This is a genomic window from Nodosilinea nodulosa PCC 7104, from assembly GCF_000309385.1.
GTDB classification, from domain to species: domain Bacteria; phylum Cyanobacteriota; class Cyanobacteriia; order Phormidesmidales; family Phormidesmidaceae; genus Nodosilinea; species Nodosilinea nodulosa.
Genome location: NZ_JH976537.1, coordinates 3,758,196 through 3,773,315 on the forward strand (window position 1 = coordinate 3,758,196; position 15,120 = coordinate 3,773,315).

Annotated in this window: 14 protein-coding genes; 8 read left to right on the forward strand and 6 right to left on the reverse strand. The window is 57.1% G+C overall.

Annotated features, from left to right (window positions below; translation table 11 throughout):
• Positions 1 to 230: 230 nt before the first annotated feature.
• The 4 genes from LEPTO7104_RS0117355 to LEPTO7104_RS0117370 form a co-directional block, all read right to left on the reverse strand.
• The gene (locus LEPTO7104_RS0117355; protein ID WP_017299851.1) at positions 231 to 1,574 is read right to left on the reverse strand and encodes an acetamidase/formamidase family protein; all 1,344 of its coding nucleotides are present in this window, start codon (positions 1,572 to 1,574) and stop codon (positions 231 to 233) included.
• 219 nt (positions 1,575 to 1,793) lie between these two features.
• Positions 1,794 to 3,293, reverse strand: a complete 1,500-nt coding sequence (locus LEPTO7104_RS0117360; protein WP_017299852.1) for a glutamine synthetase family protein — start codon at positions 3,291 to 3,293, stop codon at positions 1,794 to 1,796.
• Positions 3,294 to 3,406: 113 nt separating this feature from the next.
• Positions 3,407 to 3,892, reverse strand: a complete 486-nt coding sequence (locus tag LEPTO7104_RS0117365; protein WP_017299853.1) for a PIN domain-containing protein — start codon at positions 3,890 to 3,892, stop codon at positions 3,407 to 3,409.
• Positions 3,889 to 4,173, reverse strand: coding sequence for a UPF0175 family protein (locus tag LEPTO7104_RS0117370; RefSeq protein WP_017299854.1), 285 nt, complete (start codon positions 4,171 to 4,173; stop codon positions 3,889 to 3,891). Before LEPTO7104_RS0117370 ends, LEPTO7104_RS0117365 begins: the two co-directional genes overlap by 4 nt.
• 87 nt (positions 4,174 to 4,260) lie before the next feature.
• Here LEPTO7104_RS0117370 and LEPTO7104_RS0117375 point away from each other — a divergent pair, with 87 nt between their 5' ends.
• Positions 4,261 to 4,854 carry a hypothetical protein gene (locus LEPTO7104_RS0117375; protein WP_155523679.1) on the forward strand — a complete coding sequence of 198 codons (594 nt, stop codon included), beginning with the start codon at positions 4,261 to 4,263 and terminating at the stop codon, positions 4,852 to 4,854.
• A 51-nt stretch (positions 4,855 to 4,905) separates the two neighbouring features.
• Here LEPTO7104_RS0117375 and LEPTO7104_RS0117380 read toward each other — a convergent pair whose 3' ends face one another.
• Complete coding sequence (locus LEPTO7104_RS0117380; protein WP_026072807.1) at positions 4,906 to 5,277, reverse strand: XRE family transcriptional regulator; 372 nt, start codon at positions 5,275 to 5,277, stop codon at positions 4,906 to 4,908.
• 338 nt (positions 5,278 to 5,615) lie between these two features.
• Between LEPTO7104_RS0117380 and LEPTO7104_RS0117385 the strand changes: the two genes are divergently transcribed.
• Together LEPTO7104_RS0117385 and LEPTO7104_RS0117390 are read left to right on the forward strand one after the other, a co-directional pair.
• The gene (locus tag LEPTO7104_RS0117385) at positions 5,616 to 7,289 is read left to right on the forward strand and encodes a peroxidase family protein (protein ID WP_017299857.1); all 1,674 of its coding nucleotides are present in this window, start codon (positions 5,616 to 5,618) and stop codon (positions 7,287 to 7,289) included.
• Positions 7,290 to 7,499: 210 nt separating this feature from the next.
• Positions 7,500 to 7,880 (forward strand): DoxX family protein, encoded by a 381-nt coding sequence (locus LEPTO7104_RS0117390; RefSeq protein WP_017299858.1) that lies wholly within the window; start codon positions 7,500 to 7,502, stop codon positions 7,878 to 7,880.
• Positions 7,881 to 7,919: 39 nt separating this feature from the next.
• On the opposite strand, the gene LEPTO7104_RS0117395 is transcribed toward LEPTO7104_RS0117390, so the two are convergent.
• Complete coding sequence (locus LEPTO7104_RS0117395) at positions 7,920 to 8,633, reverse strand: substrate-binding periplasmic protein (RefSeq protein WP_026072808.1); 714 nt, start codon at positions 8,631 to 8,633, stop codon at positions 7,920 to 7,922.
• Positions 8,634 to 8,806: 173 nt separating this feature from the next.
• On the opposite strand from LEPTO7104_RS0117395, the gene LEPTO7104_RS0117400 reads away from it, so the two are divergent.
• From LEPTO7104_RS0117400 to LEPTO7104_RS0117420, 5 genes are all read left to right on the forward strand, one after another.
• Positions 8,807 to 9,703, forward strand: a complete 897-nt coding sequence (locus tag LEPTO7104_RS0117400; RefSeq protein ID WP_017299860.1) for a phytanoyl-CoA dioxygenase family protein — start codon at positions 8,807 to 8,809, stop codon at positions 9,701 to 9,703.
• A gap of 327 nt (positions 9,704 to 10,030) precedes the next feature.
• Positions 10,031 to 11,455, forward strand: coding sequence for an acyl-CoA dehydrogenase family protein (locus LEPTO7104_RS0117405; protein ID WP_017299861.1), 1,425 nt, complete (start codon positions 10,031 to 10,033; stop codon positions 11,453 to 11,455).
• Positions 11,456 to 11,807: 352 nt separating this feature from the next.
• Positions 11,808 to 12,806 carry an IS110 family transposase gene (locus LEPTO7104_RS0117410; protein WP_017298187.1) on the forward strand — a complete coding sequence of 333 codons (999 nt, stop codon included), beginning with the start codon at positions 11,808 to 11,810 and terminating at the stop codon, positions 12,804 to 12,806.
• A 77-nt stretch (positions 12,807 to 12,883) separates the two neighbouring features.
• Positions 12,884 to 14,812, forward strand: coding sequence for a primary-amine oxidase (locus LEPTO7104_RS0117415; protein WP_017299862.1), 1,929 nt, complete (start codon positions 12,884 to 12,886; stop codon positions 14,810 to 14,812).
• A gap of 77 nt (positions 14,813 to 14,889) precedes the next feature.
• Entirely contained in the window at positions 14,890 to 15,105 is a 216-nt protein-coding gene (locus LEPTO7104_RS0117420; protein ID WP_017299863.1) for a ssr2422 family thylakoid membrane protein, read from the forward strand.
• Positions 15,106 to 15,120: the final 15 nt, after the last annotated feature.

A 15,120-nucleotide genomic window follows, 5' to 3' on the forward strand; every position in this document is an offset into this window, starting at 1 on the left:
GGTAGGGTAGGGCATTTCTCAGAGCCAGCGTTCGAACGTTTGAACGTTCTCAACGTCTCTCAGTGCCCTAACTAACGTGACGAAGGCTATAAATGACCGCCCCCAGCCTGGTGCCCATTGCCGGAGGCAGAGCCTCCGACGAGAATCTCAATGCAGAGCACTGGAACAAGGGGCAGCGAATACCGGACTGGCACTGGCGTTCTGGGTGCTGGCTCAGCGCTCCGGGCCGCTTAGCTCACGGCGGGCTTGGGCTTCACGTTGGCCGGGTCAAAAATGCCCTTGGGAATAATGCCGTGTACGCCCCAGTTGCCGTCCACCACCTGGGTAATGGCGAAGTCGGCCCCCACGGTAATTAGCGAAAAGGCCTCGTCTTCGCTCAGGTTCATGCCGTTCATCAAAAAGTCGCGCAGCTTGGCGGAGCTATCCTTCAGCGCCGGGTCGAGGGACGACAGTGTGTAGATTTCCTTCTGAGCGTCTTCGCCCAGGGCCTCCAGGTAGTTGGGGTAGGTAAAGCCGTGGACAATCCACGAGTCTGGGGTTTCGAGCAGCGGGTAGTTTACCCCCTCCAGAATGGTGCCCGCCAGGTCGGCTTTTTTATGGAGCACAAACTGAAACAGGCCGGTAATCGAGGTTTCAATGGCGGTGCCGTCCAGCTCTGAGTCGCCCTGGGAGGCGTGGGCATCGCCGCCGGAGAACAGCGCACCGGGTACGGCAACCGGATAGTACATGGCGGTGCCGATCGCAATGTTGCGGTCATCCAAATTGCCCCCAAAGTAGCTGGGCGGAATGGAATCGACCACATCGGCCTCGCTGGGGGCCACGCCCATGGAGCCGAGGTGCAGCCGCAGCGGCACTTTTACTCCTTCTAGCGTCTCTTCGATTTCGGTAACGGTGTCGTGGTTGACCACCACGCCGGGATAGTCGATGGTTTCGTGCACCTTGCCGTCGGGGCTGGTTTGGGGCATCCACTTAAACCGATAGGCGGCGGTGGCGTAGTCGTTAGCAGGGTCCATCTCGTAGATGGTGATCACTTCGCGGGGCTTGGGTTCGGTTTTCAGGTTGTCGTACTGGAAGCCCCACCAGGCGGCGGCATTAGACCCGAAGGTTTTGCCCCCGTACTTGGGGTTGCCGCTGGGCCGCAGCATCAGATCGACAACTTTCACCTCCAGCAGGTCGCCGGGTTCGGCCCCGCACACGTAGACCGGGCCGGTGAGAATGTGGACGCCGGGGCCGCGATCGCTCACCGTTTTCTCCTCAGCGGTCCAGTGGTAAATCGCCTCGATCGCCGGGTCGCCGGAAATCATGCGATCGAAGTCGTCGCCCGCGTGGTGGGTAATGGTTTCCAAAGTGACATAGTCCTGGGAATTGACCGTAATCACCGGAGCCAGATTTTTGCTGTAGTAGCCCCAGTGCACGGTCTCGGGGCTGGCCGCCACCCTGTAGTGGCGGGGACTGGCCGCAGCACTGCCACAGCTGGTGGGCACGGTACTTTCGATGGGCGGTACGGCAGCGCTGGCCTGGGTCATGCCCATGGGCAAAAAGCTAGCCCCAAAACAGAGAACGACCGTAGCCATGAACAACGACGGCCAAATCTTAGGCCACCGTTTTTTGCGATTTTCAGACATTTTTTGTCTCCTGAAAGGATTTACGCCCATAGGCTCTTTTATGCTCATTGAGATAGTGACTGGCTTCTGTATAGTAGGCAACGCTATTGTTTAGATAAAGCACTGCAATGTTAAGCCCGGTAAGCCCCGCCCACCCTCTCACCCATCTACCCCGTCACCCATCTACCCCTACGGCAGGCAGTCCATGTAGTTCTCCATGTCCCAGTTGGTGGTGGTGGCCAAAAACCGCTCCCACTCGTCGCGCTTGTACTGGTCGTAGAGGCGGTACATCTCCCCCGGCAGCGCCGACTGGATCACCTCGTCGGTGGCCAGCGCATCCAGCGCTTCCCCCAGCGACATCGGCAGCTTTTTCACCTGCTTACCGCTGTCCATCGCCTCGTAGATGTTGCGCTGCTCGGGCTGACCGGGGTCGATTTGGTTGCTGAGGCCGTCGTCAAAGGCCTTGAGAATGGCGGCGGCCATTAGGTAGGGGTTCACCATCGAATCTACGGCGCGGTACTCAAACCGACCCGGGGCCGACACCCGCAGGCCGCAGGTGCGGTTCTGGTAGCCCCAGTCGGAGTAAACCGGAGCCCAAAAGCCCGCATCCCACAGGCGGCGGTAGGAGTTAACCGTCGAGCAGCCGATCGCCGTTAGGGCAGGCAAATGCTCGATCACGCCGCCAATGCAGTGCAGCCCCACCTGGCCGGGAATGCGCTTGGAGGTGCCTTCCACAGGCATAAACGTGTTTTCGCCGCCCTGGCTGTAGGTGTAGTTGCCCTCTAGACCGGGCAGGCTCTCGAAGCCAAACATCTTAATGGCTGTATCGCCGCCCCGCCACAGCGACAGGTTGTGGTGGCAGCCCGAGGCCGACACCCCCATAAACGGCTTCGACATAAAGCAGGCGATCAGGTTGAACTCGCGGGCCACCTGGGCACAGATCTGACGGTAGGTGGTGAGGCGATCGCAGGTCCGCACCGCATCGTCAAACATAAAGTTAAGTTCCAGCTGCCCTGGCGCATCCTCATGGTCGCCCTGGATCATGTCCAGCCCCATGGCCCGCCCGTACTCAATCACCCGCAAAAACACCGGACGCAGCTCCTCAAACTGGTCGATGTGGTAGCAGTTGGGCTTGGTAACGCCGCCGTTGGGCTTGCCGTCGGGGCCTTTTTTCAGCCACATCATCTCCGGCTCGCAGCCGTGGCGCAGCTGCAAGCCGTGCTTGGCCTGAAACTCAGCGTGGATGCGCTTAAAGTTGCCGCGACAGTCGCCAGTCAGAAACGCCGCCGCATCCACCTCCTCTTCGCGGTTGCGAAAGCAGACGCAGTAGACCCGCGCCACCCGCTTATCCCACGGCAGCTGGCAAAAGGTTTCGGGATCTGGAATGGCCACCAGCTCCGCCGCTTCCGGCCCATAGCCCAGGTACTGGCTGCGGCGATCCATCGCCAGGTTGACCGTGGCCCCGTAGACCAGCTGAAAGCCGCTCTCAGCGGTGGTTTCCCAGTAGTCAGCGGGGATGCCCTTGCCGACAATGCGCCCGGTGATGGAGACAAACTGGTAGTAAATATATTGAATGCCCAATTCGTCGATTTTGGTGCGCACCTGCTTGACTAGCTCGGCGCGCCCCTCGGCGTAGACGTAGCGCTCTAGATCGGTTGAGGTGTCAGTCCGCGTTAATACTCCAGTCACCGTGAGACCTCCTAGGGTTGCAGCGCAGCAAGAATGGTCTCAGTAAAGCCAACTTGTTATGACAAGTTTGTAGCCGTTGATACGTGATGCAGAGCCCAGCGTCGTAGCTAGCTCTATTCCTCTCCAGCCAGTCGCTTAACGGTTTGCGTCAAACCACCATCCATGCGAAAGCCAGCCGCGAGAAGTTGGTTCAATAAAGGCGTCACTGTTTCAACTAAGCCTCGACGTTTGGCCAAAACGAGAATGCCCAGAGTCCCGATATGCGGTATTTCTCTGGCCTGAGCAATCCGCCGTCCCCTAGCTTCGTCTATGAGCAATAGATCAGCCTGGCGCTCAAGAACGAGCACGATCGCCTCACTCTCGCCTGCGTCTAATCTCTCTCGCAAAAAACTCACGGCAATTGAATCAGACACGCCGACAACCTCAATCCAAGATGCTGCTTTAACCTCCCTTGCCCCGGGGAGATCTGTCGGTAAACAAACGACCTCTTGTTGAACCGCAGTTGGAATGACCAACTCGCCATACAAATCTTGGAGTAAAAACAGGTGCTCAATTCGCGCCAGGGCGATAATTGGCCCTGCATTGGAAACAACAATCACTCGGTCAACTGCTCCATCAACGCTTCTGCAGCAGCAATTTCGGCTTCTAGCTCAGCGACAGATTCAGTAAAATAAGGCACCTGGTGCCGAGCTAGAAGTTGAATGAAGTCCCACTTGGAGATGGCTAAGATCTCTGCGCCCTTGCCCGCAGAGACGCGCCCCTGGCGAAACAGCTCTAGCGCAACCAGCTCAAGCACCTGATTGGCCAGCTGTTTTTCGGGAATGTCTAAGGCTCCTAACAGGTCTCTAGGCAGTCGTACGCTGACGGTTAGATCACTCATGGGTTGTGTTTGACCGTAGGAGGTTCTTTGTATAGCATAAGGAACCTCTCGCCAAAATGCACCCAGAAGGTCAATAACCTCGAAACAATGAAGCTTGCTAAAAGTATTGACAGAGACTATCGAAGTCTAAGAAATTACTTCCACAAAAAATTTGAATTGATGGAGATCGCACTTACAGAAGATGAGGCAGCACCAACTGTAGCAGAAGATGCAGATGCGGACAAATCACAAGCAGCCTATCATGGATTTTCTCATCTCATTAAGCCTGACATGCTGATGAACACATACAGTTATTGGGAGTTTTGGGCTAAAAATCTGTGTGATTATCAAAAATACAAACGAGACTTGCCTCAAATATGCAGGAGAACTAAGGGCAAAAGTGCTCTTCAAGTTTTTCATGAGTATTTAACTGGATATGTCGGCATCGACCTTTCTGCCGTGCAGGATAGCCGTGATCGCATTGATGATCTTCGAAGAGTGAGAAATAAGTTTATGCATAATGGAGGCTATATTTCTGACAAAGAAGAAGATGAATATTGCCTTATTGAAGGAATATCAATTAATATTTTTCCTTATAAAAAGGAAGGATTAATGTCTTCCCTCATAACAATAGAATATGCTTTTATATGGAGTACGCTCGATCATGCGAAAGTATACCTCTATACAGCAGCGATAGCGTAGTAATGTGCTGCATAAATTTTGCCCTCATGAGCAAAAGTATTCTATTTTCGCTTAGGGTAAATCTATCAAATTCGCGTTAGGATCTTGGATTGGGGCCTGAAGCGCCATAGGGCTATCCAATCCAGAAAAATTGGTGATTTTGACTGAGCCTTCGGGGAAGCGAGCAATAATTTCTAGCTCTCCACCCATGGCTTCGATGTGGCTGCGGAGGGTTGAAATATAGGCATCGGCGCGTTTTTCCATTTTGGCGATCGCAGGTTGGTTTACCTTCAATATCTCAGCCAGCATTTTCTGAGATAGCCCCCGAGCCTGCCGAATCTCTTGTAGGGGCATCTCTGCGCGCATAGCGGCAGCCTTTGCTGTTACACGCGCCTGTGATTTCGGCGTCATGCGAGATCTCAGCTCTGCAAATTTCTTAGCCATCGAGTAAGCCCTCTTCTCGCTGTTGACACCGCTACTGTGGGGGAATCTCAGGGACGGTCCAAACTCCTCCAGGAGTTGAACGGATGCCGCTATAGACTCTTTCTCACTGTTTAATAGCGTTTCCCACCATTCCCCAAATTCGTCGGCGTATTCTCCCAGACCATGGAAGCAGGATATTCCTTCGATGGAATAATTCAAATCTAGCTCATCCTCTCCAGGTGGACAAGTCTCCTGTCACCTGGTCAAGGATTAGCATCTCTTCAAAAATCGTCCCGCTGGGTTGTCATCGCCTACGATCGCAGCAACGGCTGTGAAACGTTGCTAAGGAGTAGAACCCCATGGCTTCAGGACGGGATACCTCAAGGGATGGCTGGATCAACAAACTTCAGACCCTGGCGCTGACCAGGTTTAAGTGGTTTTGGGCTTTTGTGCAAAGCAGCCCCGTTCTGAGCCGCTTGGCCAATAAGGTTTTGATTAACAATGCCATCTATAAGGTGCCCACGCGCCCCAATGCCTTTAGCCTAGTGACCCTGGAGCCGTTTATTCCGGGAACCGACGACCAGAGATTTGCTGCGGTTGAGGGATATGTCACCGGAAAAGGCATCCCCAAGCAAACCGATGTCTACACATCTTGGGAATCGCTCAGCGATCGCACCTACACGGGCCGCCATCTCCCTCCCGATCCAGACTTCAATCGAGACGGGAATTTGCCAGAACTCGATGACCTGGCCGTTTTGTTTAAAAAAAGACGCGACGCAGATAATCGTCCTGTCACCATCTATTCCGAAAAATCGACGCTGCTGTTTCCCTACTGGGTGCAGTGGTTTACCGATGGTTTTCTGCGCAAAGATGGCCGCAACCCGCTCAAAAACACCTCTAATCACCAGATCGATCTCAGCCCGGTTTATGGTCTAACTCCGGCATCAACCCACATGCTGAGACGCTTTGAGGGCGGCAAACTCAAGAGCCAAATCCTCAATAGCGAAGAGTATCCGCTGTTTTACTACGCAGATCCTGAAAATGGGATTGTCAAGCCCGAATTTGAAGGCCTGTACGATCCCCTGAGCGATGAAAAAAGGCTTGACCCGGCGCTGAAATCTAAGCTGTTTGCCATGGGCGTTGAGCGGGCCAACGTGCAGATTGGCTACGTAATGCTAAACGTACTCTGTCTGCGAGAGCATAACCGACTGTGCGAGGTCTTAGCAAAGGCTTACCCCGCCTGGGATGACGAGCGCCTTTTTCAGACGGCCAGAAATATTTTGATGGTTGTGATCATGAAAATTGTGGTGGAGGAATACATCAACCATCTGACGCCCTACAACTTTAAATTCTTTGTCGATCCGCCGTTGTTTACGAAGGAGAAATGGTATCGCACCAACTGGATGACGATGGAATTTAGCTTGGTGTATCGCTGGCACAGTGCCCTGCCAGACAACCTTATCTATAACGGTCAAGATATGCCTATGGTTACCAGCCTGTGGAATAATCAAATGGTGATTGATAGGGGCCTGGGCAGCCTATTTGAGGAAACCTGCACCCAGCCAGCGGGGCGAATTGGTTTGTTTAATACCGATGATTTTTTAATCGCAGCGACTGAGCTGGCCAGCATTAGACTGGGGCGTTTGGCTCAAATGGCTAGCTATAACGACTATCGCGCCATGGCTGGCTACCCACGGGTTACCGATTTCAACCAAATTACCAGCGATCCAGAAGCGCAAACCCTGCTGAAAGCCCTGTACGGAAATGTCGATAGAGTTGAGTTTTATGTTGGACTGAACGCTGAAGATGTGCGAGACAATTCAGCCCTAGCCCCCCTGATTGGGCGACTGGTTGGCATTGATGCGTTTTCTCAGGCGTTGACCAATCCACTGCTGTCAGAGCGAATTTTTAATGCCCAAACCTTTTCTCCTGTGGGCTGGGAAATCATTCACAGCACCCGCAGCCTGGCTGATTTGGTCAACCGCAATACTCCCCGGCAGGAGCAGCCCTACAGAGTGACATTCTATCGATAGCGGCGATAGCGGTTTGGAGCAGTCTCAACGGCTAGGGCAGTGGCCAGCGCCGCCGGGGCAACCGCTTCTAACGATGAAACCGTGACCAGAAGGCGGCCCTCAAGGGGAACATTTTCCCTTGGGAAGACGCAGCGTGAAAGGATTTTTCTGCCTCCCCCAGGTTGGCTGCCCAGCTTAGTTGAGATTCTTTTATTTGCAGAGTAATTCAGTATGCATCGGTTCAAGAAAATCTCGAAATATCTGATGGCTTTGTTCTATATTTTTGCCGGGACCAACCATTTTTTGAACTCGCCTTTTTACGTGAGCATGATGCCGCCGTACCTGCCGTGGCACTCATTTTTAGTGGCGCTGAGTGGGGTGTTTGAGATTTTGCTGGGAGCGCTGCTGCTGCTGCCGCGCTATAGCCAGCTGGCGGCCTGGGGGCTGATTGCGCTATTGATTGCGGTATTTCCGGCGAATGTTCACATGGCAACCCATGGGGAGCTGTTTCCGGCCATTAGCCCGGTGCTGCTGTGGGTGAGGCTGCCATTGCAGGGCGTCCTCATTGCCTGGGCCTACTGGCACACGCGCCCAGAGGCCGAGCCGCAGTAAATCTCGCAGTGATCTCAGGGGCAGCCCTGGAGGAATGCCCTACCCGAAGGGGAATGGTTTCCAGGGAATCCACTCGGCCCAGAGGGTGGCCATGGTGCCATCGGCCTGGGCGGCGGCGATCGCGCCGTTGAGGGCCGCCTGCAAGGTTGGGTTGGTCTTGGGGGTGGCGATCGCAAAGGGCACCCGCGTCGGCAGGGTAAAGGCGATTTCCAGGGAATCATCCTCCTCGGCGGCGACGACCAGCACCAGCTCATCGTCAATCAGCGCGTCGATGTCTCCGGCCCGCAGCGCCGCCAGCATTTCGGGCAGCACCTGGTCGCTGCCGGGGTAGGGTACGGCGATCGCGCCGGGAAACCCCTCTACCAGAGCAATGTTGGTGCTCTCAGCCAGTCCGCCCACCCGCTTACCGGCCAGATCTGCGATGGCGGCAATGCCGCTGTCTTGTTTGACCAGCACGGCCTCGTCAAACAGGCCGTAGGGCTGGGTAAAATCGACCACCTGCTGGCGATCGGGGGTAATGGCCTGGTTAAACCACACGACATCGTATTTGCCGGTGGACAGGCAGGTGTAGAACTTGGCCATGGGCAGGTTGTGCCACACCGGGGTAAGGCCCAGCTGCTCGCAGAGGTGTCGCGCCAGCTCTGGTTCGTAGCCGGTGCGCTGGCTATCGGCGGTGAGAAAGCTCATGGGGCGGGCGTCAAAGTCGCTGGCGGCGATGTGCAAAATGCCGGGCTCAAGGGTCAGACTGGTCAAAGATTCGGCTTGGGGTAACGGGGGACACATAATCTTTGGGGGGAGAACTTATTATAACAAGTAGATAGGGCACCCCTGAATTTGTCAACTAAGTTGAGTTCAAAGCGGCTTTTCTATCTAAAAATTGCCTGGCCGCCCACCGTGTTCCCCTGCACCTAAACACCCTGTTTGCAATGGACTATCAACCCATTCAGCTATCCCCAGAGCAGATTCAGCAGTTTCAAAACGATGGGTTTTTGATTCTGGAAAACTTTCTGCCGCTGGAGTTTACCCAGCGCCTGGCCAGCCGCCTGGAGCCGATGTTCCACGGCGAGTTTGAAACCGGCATTTACCCCGACGAGTGGCACTGGCGGCCGCGCATGAGCCTGCCCGACATCACCCGCGAGATCTGCAACGGCTGGAAGAGCGATCGCACCATCGCCAGCCTGGTGCTCTCGTCAGAAATTGGTCGCCTCAGCGCCACGCTGGCCGGGTGGGAGGGCGCCCGCATTGGCCAGGACAGCCTCTGGATGAAGCCGCCCGGTGCCCAGGCGATCGCCATGCACCAGGACGGCGTCTACATCGACTTTCTCGAGCCTGCCCAGATGATGACCTGCTGGGTCGCCCTCGATCGCGCCACCGCCGCCGACGGCACCCTGATGTACGCTCGGGGCTCCCACAAGTGGCCAATCACTGACGTAGTGGGCGAGTTCCACGCCCCCACCAAGGACTACCGCTGGGCCATGCTGCAAGCGGCTGAAAATGCCGGAGTTCCTGAGCCTGAGCTGGTTGTGGTCGATGTGCCCGCCGGGGGCTGCGCCTTCCACCACGGGCGCACCTGGCACGGCCTTGGCCCCACCACCCGCACCGAGGGCATGTTCCGCAGCATTGGCCTGCACACCATTCCCGCCGCCGCCCGGTTCCACCCCACCAACCCCCAGGGCTACATCTATGGGCGCTACAAGCGGGTGGGCGATACGGAAATGGACGAGAGCTTTTTCCCCATTCTGTGGCGCAACGACGGCTACCGCAGCCCGCACCTGGCGAGCTATTGCGAGGATCCGCTGGGGGCGGCGATGGCGATCGCCTGACGATTTTGGATTGGCGATTTTGGATTTTGGATTGGTGGCCCAATTCCCTATGAGGCAGAAGGCATTGCGACAGAAGATCCCCTCCTGGGAGGGGCAGGGGTGGGTTAGCCCAGTCTCTGGAAACCCACCCCGCCCTCCGGGCACCCCTCCCAGGGTGGAGGAGTTGTCCAATTCCCCGAGTGGTGGGTTACGGCCATAGCCAAGGCGATCGGTTCACCCACAGTTGGATTTTCGGCCTAACCCACCCTACCCCTCTTCCCTACCTCCCTCACCTTCCCCATCCCCCCCACCTCCCTTACCCATCCACCCTGTTACCCATCCACCCCTATGTCCACCAAAACCTGGAACGGTCTCCCCTTTACTGGCCTCAGCGAAGATTTTGACCCCCAGTGGTTGCTGACGCCCGCACAGCAGGAACTCCAGTCGAAGCTGATCGATCTGTGTGCGGCGGTGCTCAGGCCCAATGCGATCGCCTCCGATCGCGGCCTGATCTACCCCCGCGAGAATTTTAAGGCTCTGGCCTCCCTAGGTCTCCTGAGCCTGTTCGTGCCCAAAGAATGGGGCGGTCTGGGCGAGAACCACGTCTGCGCCGCCATGGTAGTCGAAACCATCGCCCGCTACGGCTGCCCCAGCACGGCGATGTGCTACACCATGCACCTGGGGGCGGTGGCGGCGGCGCTGTTTCGTGCCCACGAAAGTCCGGAACTGCAAAGTCTGCTGAAGCGATTGGATAGCGAGGTGCTGATCGGCACGCTGTCCTACTCCGACCCCGAAACCGGATCGCACTTCTGGTACCCCGTTTCCTCTAAGGCCACGGCGACCCCCGACGGCTGGCAGGTGAATAAGAAGGCGTCGTGGACGACCTCGGCGGGGTTTGCCGACTGGTACATTGTGCAGACCACCAGCCCCCATTTCGACGGCGATTTCTCTGACCTGTCGTGCTTTCTCATCTACGCCGATGAGGTGCAGGCCGAGCCTCACAAGTGGGACGCCCTGGGCCTGCGCGGCAACCAGTCGGGCACGCTGCTGGTGGATGGGGTGACGGTGCCGCGCGATCGCATGGTTGGCCCCGAGGGCGACGGCACCGCCTCCAACGACGAAATTGTGGACCCCTTCTTTTTGCTCTGCTCCTCGGCCTGCTGGAATGGGATTGCATTGGGGGCGATCGACATCGCCAAGGCCCACGTCACCCGCAAAAAGCACGTCGATGTGGGCATGCGCGTCGCCGACTACCCCACCATTCAGGACTACTTCGGCGAGGCGATCATGGACACCAGCGCCTGTCGCATGTTCACCTTCTCCATGGGGCAGCTGATGGATCAGCTCACCAACAACTGTGATTGGACGATCCACGCCGACATAAGCGCCCTGCCCCGCGCCGCCTACCTGCACTGGTACTGGCAGATCAAGTTCGAGGCTGCCAAGAACGTGGCCCACGTCTGCGACAAAATGCTCCACGCCTGCGGCGGCTCCGGCTTTAAGAAAGACATGGAAATCGAGCGCTACCTGCGCGACGGCAAGGCGGGCTGGGTGATGGGGCCGACCAACGAGGTGCTGCGCCAGTTCGTTGGCAAGTCGGCTCTGCTGGGTTTTGACTCGCTCGACTACTGGAACCAGTCGGTGAACGAGCGCGTGCTGCACAACGAGCTGAAGAAAATGGACCCCGACGCCAAGCGCAAGCTCGCCGAATCCCTGCTGGCCGATTTGGCAGAAGCCGAAGAGGCCGCCCCCATTCCCGTCGGTGCCACGTAGGGTGGGCAGAGCCCACCATCACCACCGAAAATCTCCAATTGCTCTTTTGCCCTATTGCTCGAGCGGTGGGTTACGGCCAAATCAGGGGATAAGGGCACAGCACAGCTTTCCTGGGGCCTAACCCACCCTTGTATGTAAGGTTTGGCCCAAAATAGACCTAGGAGTGACTCTGGACGCACCCTAAAGCCCTTTGGAGCTTGCTATGTAGAACAAGAGCCTCCCCCTTTCATTGACCTAGATTGCCGCCAGCAGACTGGACAGTATATTAGGGAGTCCTGAGATTCCCAAGCTGGATAACAAGGATAGCGCTGAGAGCGATCTGCCCCCTTGCCGTCATCAGGAGTATCGAACCATGACTCAAAACCTGATTCCCGTTGGCATTGATGTGAGCAAAGCCACCTTACATGTGGCGATTCTATTTCCAGAGCGTGCCAAACCCCAGTATCAGACCTTTGATAACACCGAAGTGGGTTATGCCGCCTTGCAGGCGTGGTTAATCGAGGCCGGGGTGAAGACGGCCCATGTATGCCTAGAGGCGACCAGTATATATGGCCATGGTGTAGCGACAGCGCTCCACCAGCAGGGCTACCGGGTCAGCATTGTCAACCCGGTGCGGATTCACGGCTACGCCAAAAGCCAACTCAAGCGCACCAAAGCTGATCGCCCTGATGCTACGCTGATTGCCCAGTTCTGCCGTGACCTCAAGCCCAGTGCCTGGCAACCGTCATCAGCGGACATCCAAACGCTACAAGAGTACACCCGCCGTCTCGATGCCCTCACCCACATGCTGACCCAGGAGAAGAACCGCTTGGCCATCAGTTCCGACGCGCTAAAGTCTGATATTCAAGCCCACATCACCTTCCTCGAAGCCCAGGTCAAGGCGTTAAAAAAGCAGCTGCGCAGTCATATCCAGAGCCATGAGCACTTGCAGGCCCAGGCGGACTTGCTGGTCTCCATCGTGGGCATCGGCCCCGATACCGCCGCCCGGCTGCTGGCTGAAATCGGCGATATTCATGCCTTTACCTCCGCTCGTCAGCTCGCTGCCTATGCGGGGTTAACGCCCCAAGAACATACCTCTGGCACATCAGTGCAGGGCAAAACCCGACTCTGCAAGATTGGCAATGCCCGCATGCGAAAAGCGCTGTATTTCCCGGCCATCGCCTTCCTGCGCCATGCCCGAGAACTTCACCCTTGGTGTGAGCGCCTAACGGCGGCGGGCAAAACCAAAATGGCGATTATCGGCGCTGCTATGCACAAGCTCATTCGTATCGTCTACGGCGTGTTGTCCTCAGGTCAACTCTACGATCCTGAAAAGCTGAAACCCCAAAAATCGGCCTTGGCTGTCCCTTGACGATCTCGGGCCAACACAGTATCTACGCATCCACCCATCTACCCATCCACTCAACTACCCATCAAGGAGCGTATCCCATGACCATTGCCCAAGATCGTCCTACCGCGATCGCCGTTGCCCACCCCCTCGAACCCCTCACCCCTGAGGAAATTGCCGTTGCGGTCACGATTTTGCGCCAGGAGAAGTCTTTGGGCGCGACGACCCGCTTTGCCACCGTCACTCTCCACGAACCAGCCAAGGAGACCGTGCTGAACTTTAAGCCGGGGAATCCCATCGCCCGTGAAGCCTTTGCGATCATTCTCGACAACGCCACGGCGCAGACCTACGAGGCGATTGTCTCCATCACCGAGGGCAAAGTTACTTCCTGGCAACACATTCCCGGCGTGCAGCCGCCGATCATGCTGGATGAGTTCATCGAGTGCGAGGAGGCGGTCAAGGCCTGCCCAGAATTTCAGGCGGCGATCGCCAAGCGCGGCATTACCGACACCAGTCTGGTCATGGTCGACCCCTGGTCTGCCGGTAACTACGGCCTGGTTGACGAAGAGGGCGTGCGCCTCTCCCGCGCCCTGTGCTGGGTGCGGGCCAACCCCACCGACAACGGCTACGCCCGCCCCATCGAAGGGGTCATTCCCGTCGTTGACCTCAACAAAATGGAGGTGATCCGGGTCGAAGACTACGGCGTGGTGCCCTTGCCCCCCAGGGACGGCAACTACTCCCAGGAGTACATCAAAAACTTCCGCACCGATCTCAAGCCGCTGGAGATTATTCAGCCCGAAGGCCCCAGCTTCACCGTCGAGGGCCACCAGATTTGCTGGCAAAAGTGGAAAATGCGCATCGGCTTCACCCCCCGTGAGGGCCTGGTGCTCTACACCGTCTCCTACAACGACGGCGGCGAAGAGCGGCCCATTCTCTACCGCGCCTCCCTGGCGGAGATGACCGTGCCCTACGGCGACCCCCAGCCCCACCACTACCGCAAAAACGCCTTCGACGTGGGCGAGTACGGCGTCGGCACCCTAGCCAACTCCCTCAAGCTGGGCTGCGACTGCCTGGGCGAAATCTACTACTTCGACGCCTTTATGACCAACTCGCGCGGCGAAGTGGCTCAGATCGAGCACGCCGTCTGCCTCCACGAAGAAGACTTTGGCGTGCTGTGGAAGCACGTGGACTGGCGCACGGAAGAGACCGAGGTGCGCAGGTCGCGCCGCCTGGTGGTCTCCTTCATCGCCACCGTGGGCAACTACGAGTACGGCTTCTTCTGGTACTTCTACCAGGACGGCACCATTCAGTACGAGGTCAAGCTCACGGGCATGGTCAGCACCGCCGCCGTGCCCCCCGGCGAATCGCCCAAGTACGGCACTCTAATTGCCCCTCAGCTCTACGCCCCGGTCCACCAGCACATCTTTAACGTGCGGATGGATATGTGCATTGACGGCCTGCAAAACTCGGTCTATGAAGTCGATATCGAACCCGAAGAGGAGGAGCACAATCCCTACGGCAACGCTTTCTACGCCAAGTCGACCCTGCTGACCACCGAACAGGCGGCCCAGCGCCTGATCGACCCCATGAAGGCCCGCTACTGGAAGATCGTCAACCCCACGGAAACCAACGCCATGGGCTACCCCACCGCCTACAAGCTGATGCCGGGTGAAAACACCCTGCCCATGGCTAGATCGGGCGCCAGCGTCACCAAGCGCGCCACCTACATGACCCAGCACCTGTGGGTGACCCCCTACGCGGAAGAGGAAAAATTTCCGGCGGGCAACTACCCCAACCAGCACCCCGGCGGCGAGGGGCTGCCGAAGTGGACCGAGCGCGATCGCCCCATAGTCAACACCGACCTGGTGGTGTGGTACACCTTTGCCCACAGCCACGTGCCCCGCGCCGAAGACTGGCCGGTGATGCCGGTGGCCTACATTGGCTTTATGCTCAAACCGCTGAACTTCTTCAACGAAAACCCGGCTAACGACGTGCCCCCCGCTGCCAGCCAGCACAGCTGCTGCAATTAATGCCAGACCAGTGCCTCCGGTCCTCATCGCGTACTATGGGAATACTGGAGTCACTGACGTCTGGGGTGCTGACGCAAATGACCACAACACCGAATCAAGAGCCTAACATTCAGGGGTTATCGGCCCAGATGCAAAGTTTGTCTGACAAAATAGACAAGCTCTCTACGGATATGGAACGCTCTAACGATAAATTTGATGCCTACCAAAAGGGCACCCAGTGGGTGGTGCAGCTGGCGTTTACGCTGATTGCCAGCGCCACCCTCACAATTATTCTCTCAACGGTATTTAAGTAGTACCTGCCACGCGGC

What these genes read in the sequence shown, in the direction of transcription:
- LEPTO7104_RS0117355 (WP_017299851.1), bottom strand. Translation starts at nt 1,574, where the DNA reads ATGGCTACGGTCGTTCTCTGTTTTGGGGCTAGCTTTTTGCCCATGGGC.
- LEPTO7104_RS0117370 (WP_017299854.1), bottom strand. Translation starts at nt 4,173, where the DNA reads ATGAGTGATCTAACCGTCAGCGTACGACTGCCTAGAGACCTGTTAGGA.
- LEPTO7104_RS0117375 (WP_155523679.1), top strand. Translation starts at nt 4,261, where the DNA reads ATGAAGCTTGCTAAAAGTATTGACAGAGACTATCGAAGTCTAAGAAAT.
- LEPTO7104_RS0117380 (WP_026072807.1), bottom strand. Translation starts at nt 5,277, where the DNA reads ATGGCTAAGAAATTTGCAGAGCTGAGATCTCGCATGACGCCGAAATCA.
- LEPTO7104_RS0117385 (WP_017299857.1), top strand. Translation starts at nt 5,616, where the DNA reads ATGGCTTCAGGACGGGATACCTCAAGGGATGGCTGGATCAACAAACTT.
- LEPTO7104_RS0117390 (WP_017299858.1), top strand. Translation starts at nt 7,500, where the DNA reads ATGCATCGGTTCAAGAAAATCTCGAAATATCTGATGGCTTTGTTCTAT.
- LEPTO7104_RS0117400 (WP_017299860.1), top strand. Translation starts at nt 8,807, where the DNA reads ATGGACTATCAACCCATTCAGCTATCCCCAGAGCAGATTCAGCAGTTT.
- LEPTO7104_RS0117405 (WP_017299861.1), top strand. Translation starts at nt 10,031, where the DNA reads ATGTCCACCAAAACCTGGAACGGTCTCCCCTTTACTGGCCTCAGCGAA.
- LEPTO7104_RS0117410 (WP_017298187.1), top strand. Translation starts at nt 11,808, where the DNA reads ATGACTCAAAACCTGATTCCCGTTGGCATTGATGTGAGCAAAGCCACC.
- LEPTO7104_RS0117415 (WP_017299862.1), top strand. Translation starts at nt 12,884, where the DNA reads ATGACCATTGCCCAAGATCGTCCTACCGCGATCGCCGTTGCCCACCCC.
- LEPTO7104_RS0117420 (WP_017299863.1), top strand. Translation starts at nt 14,890, where the DNA reads ATGACCACAACACCGAATCAAGAGCCTAACATTCAGGGGTTATCGGCC.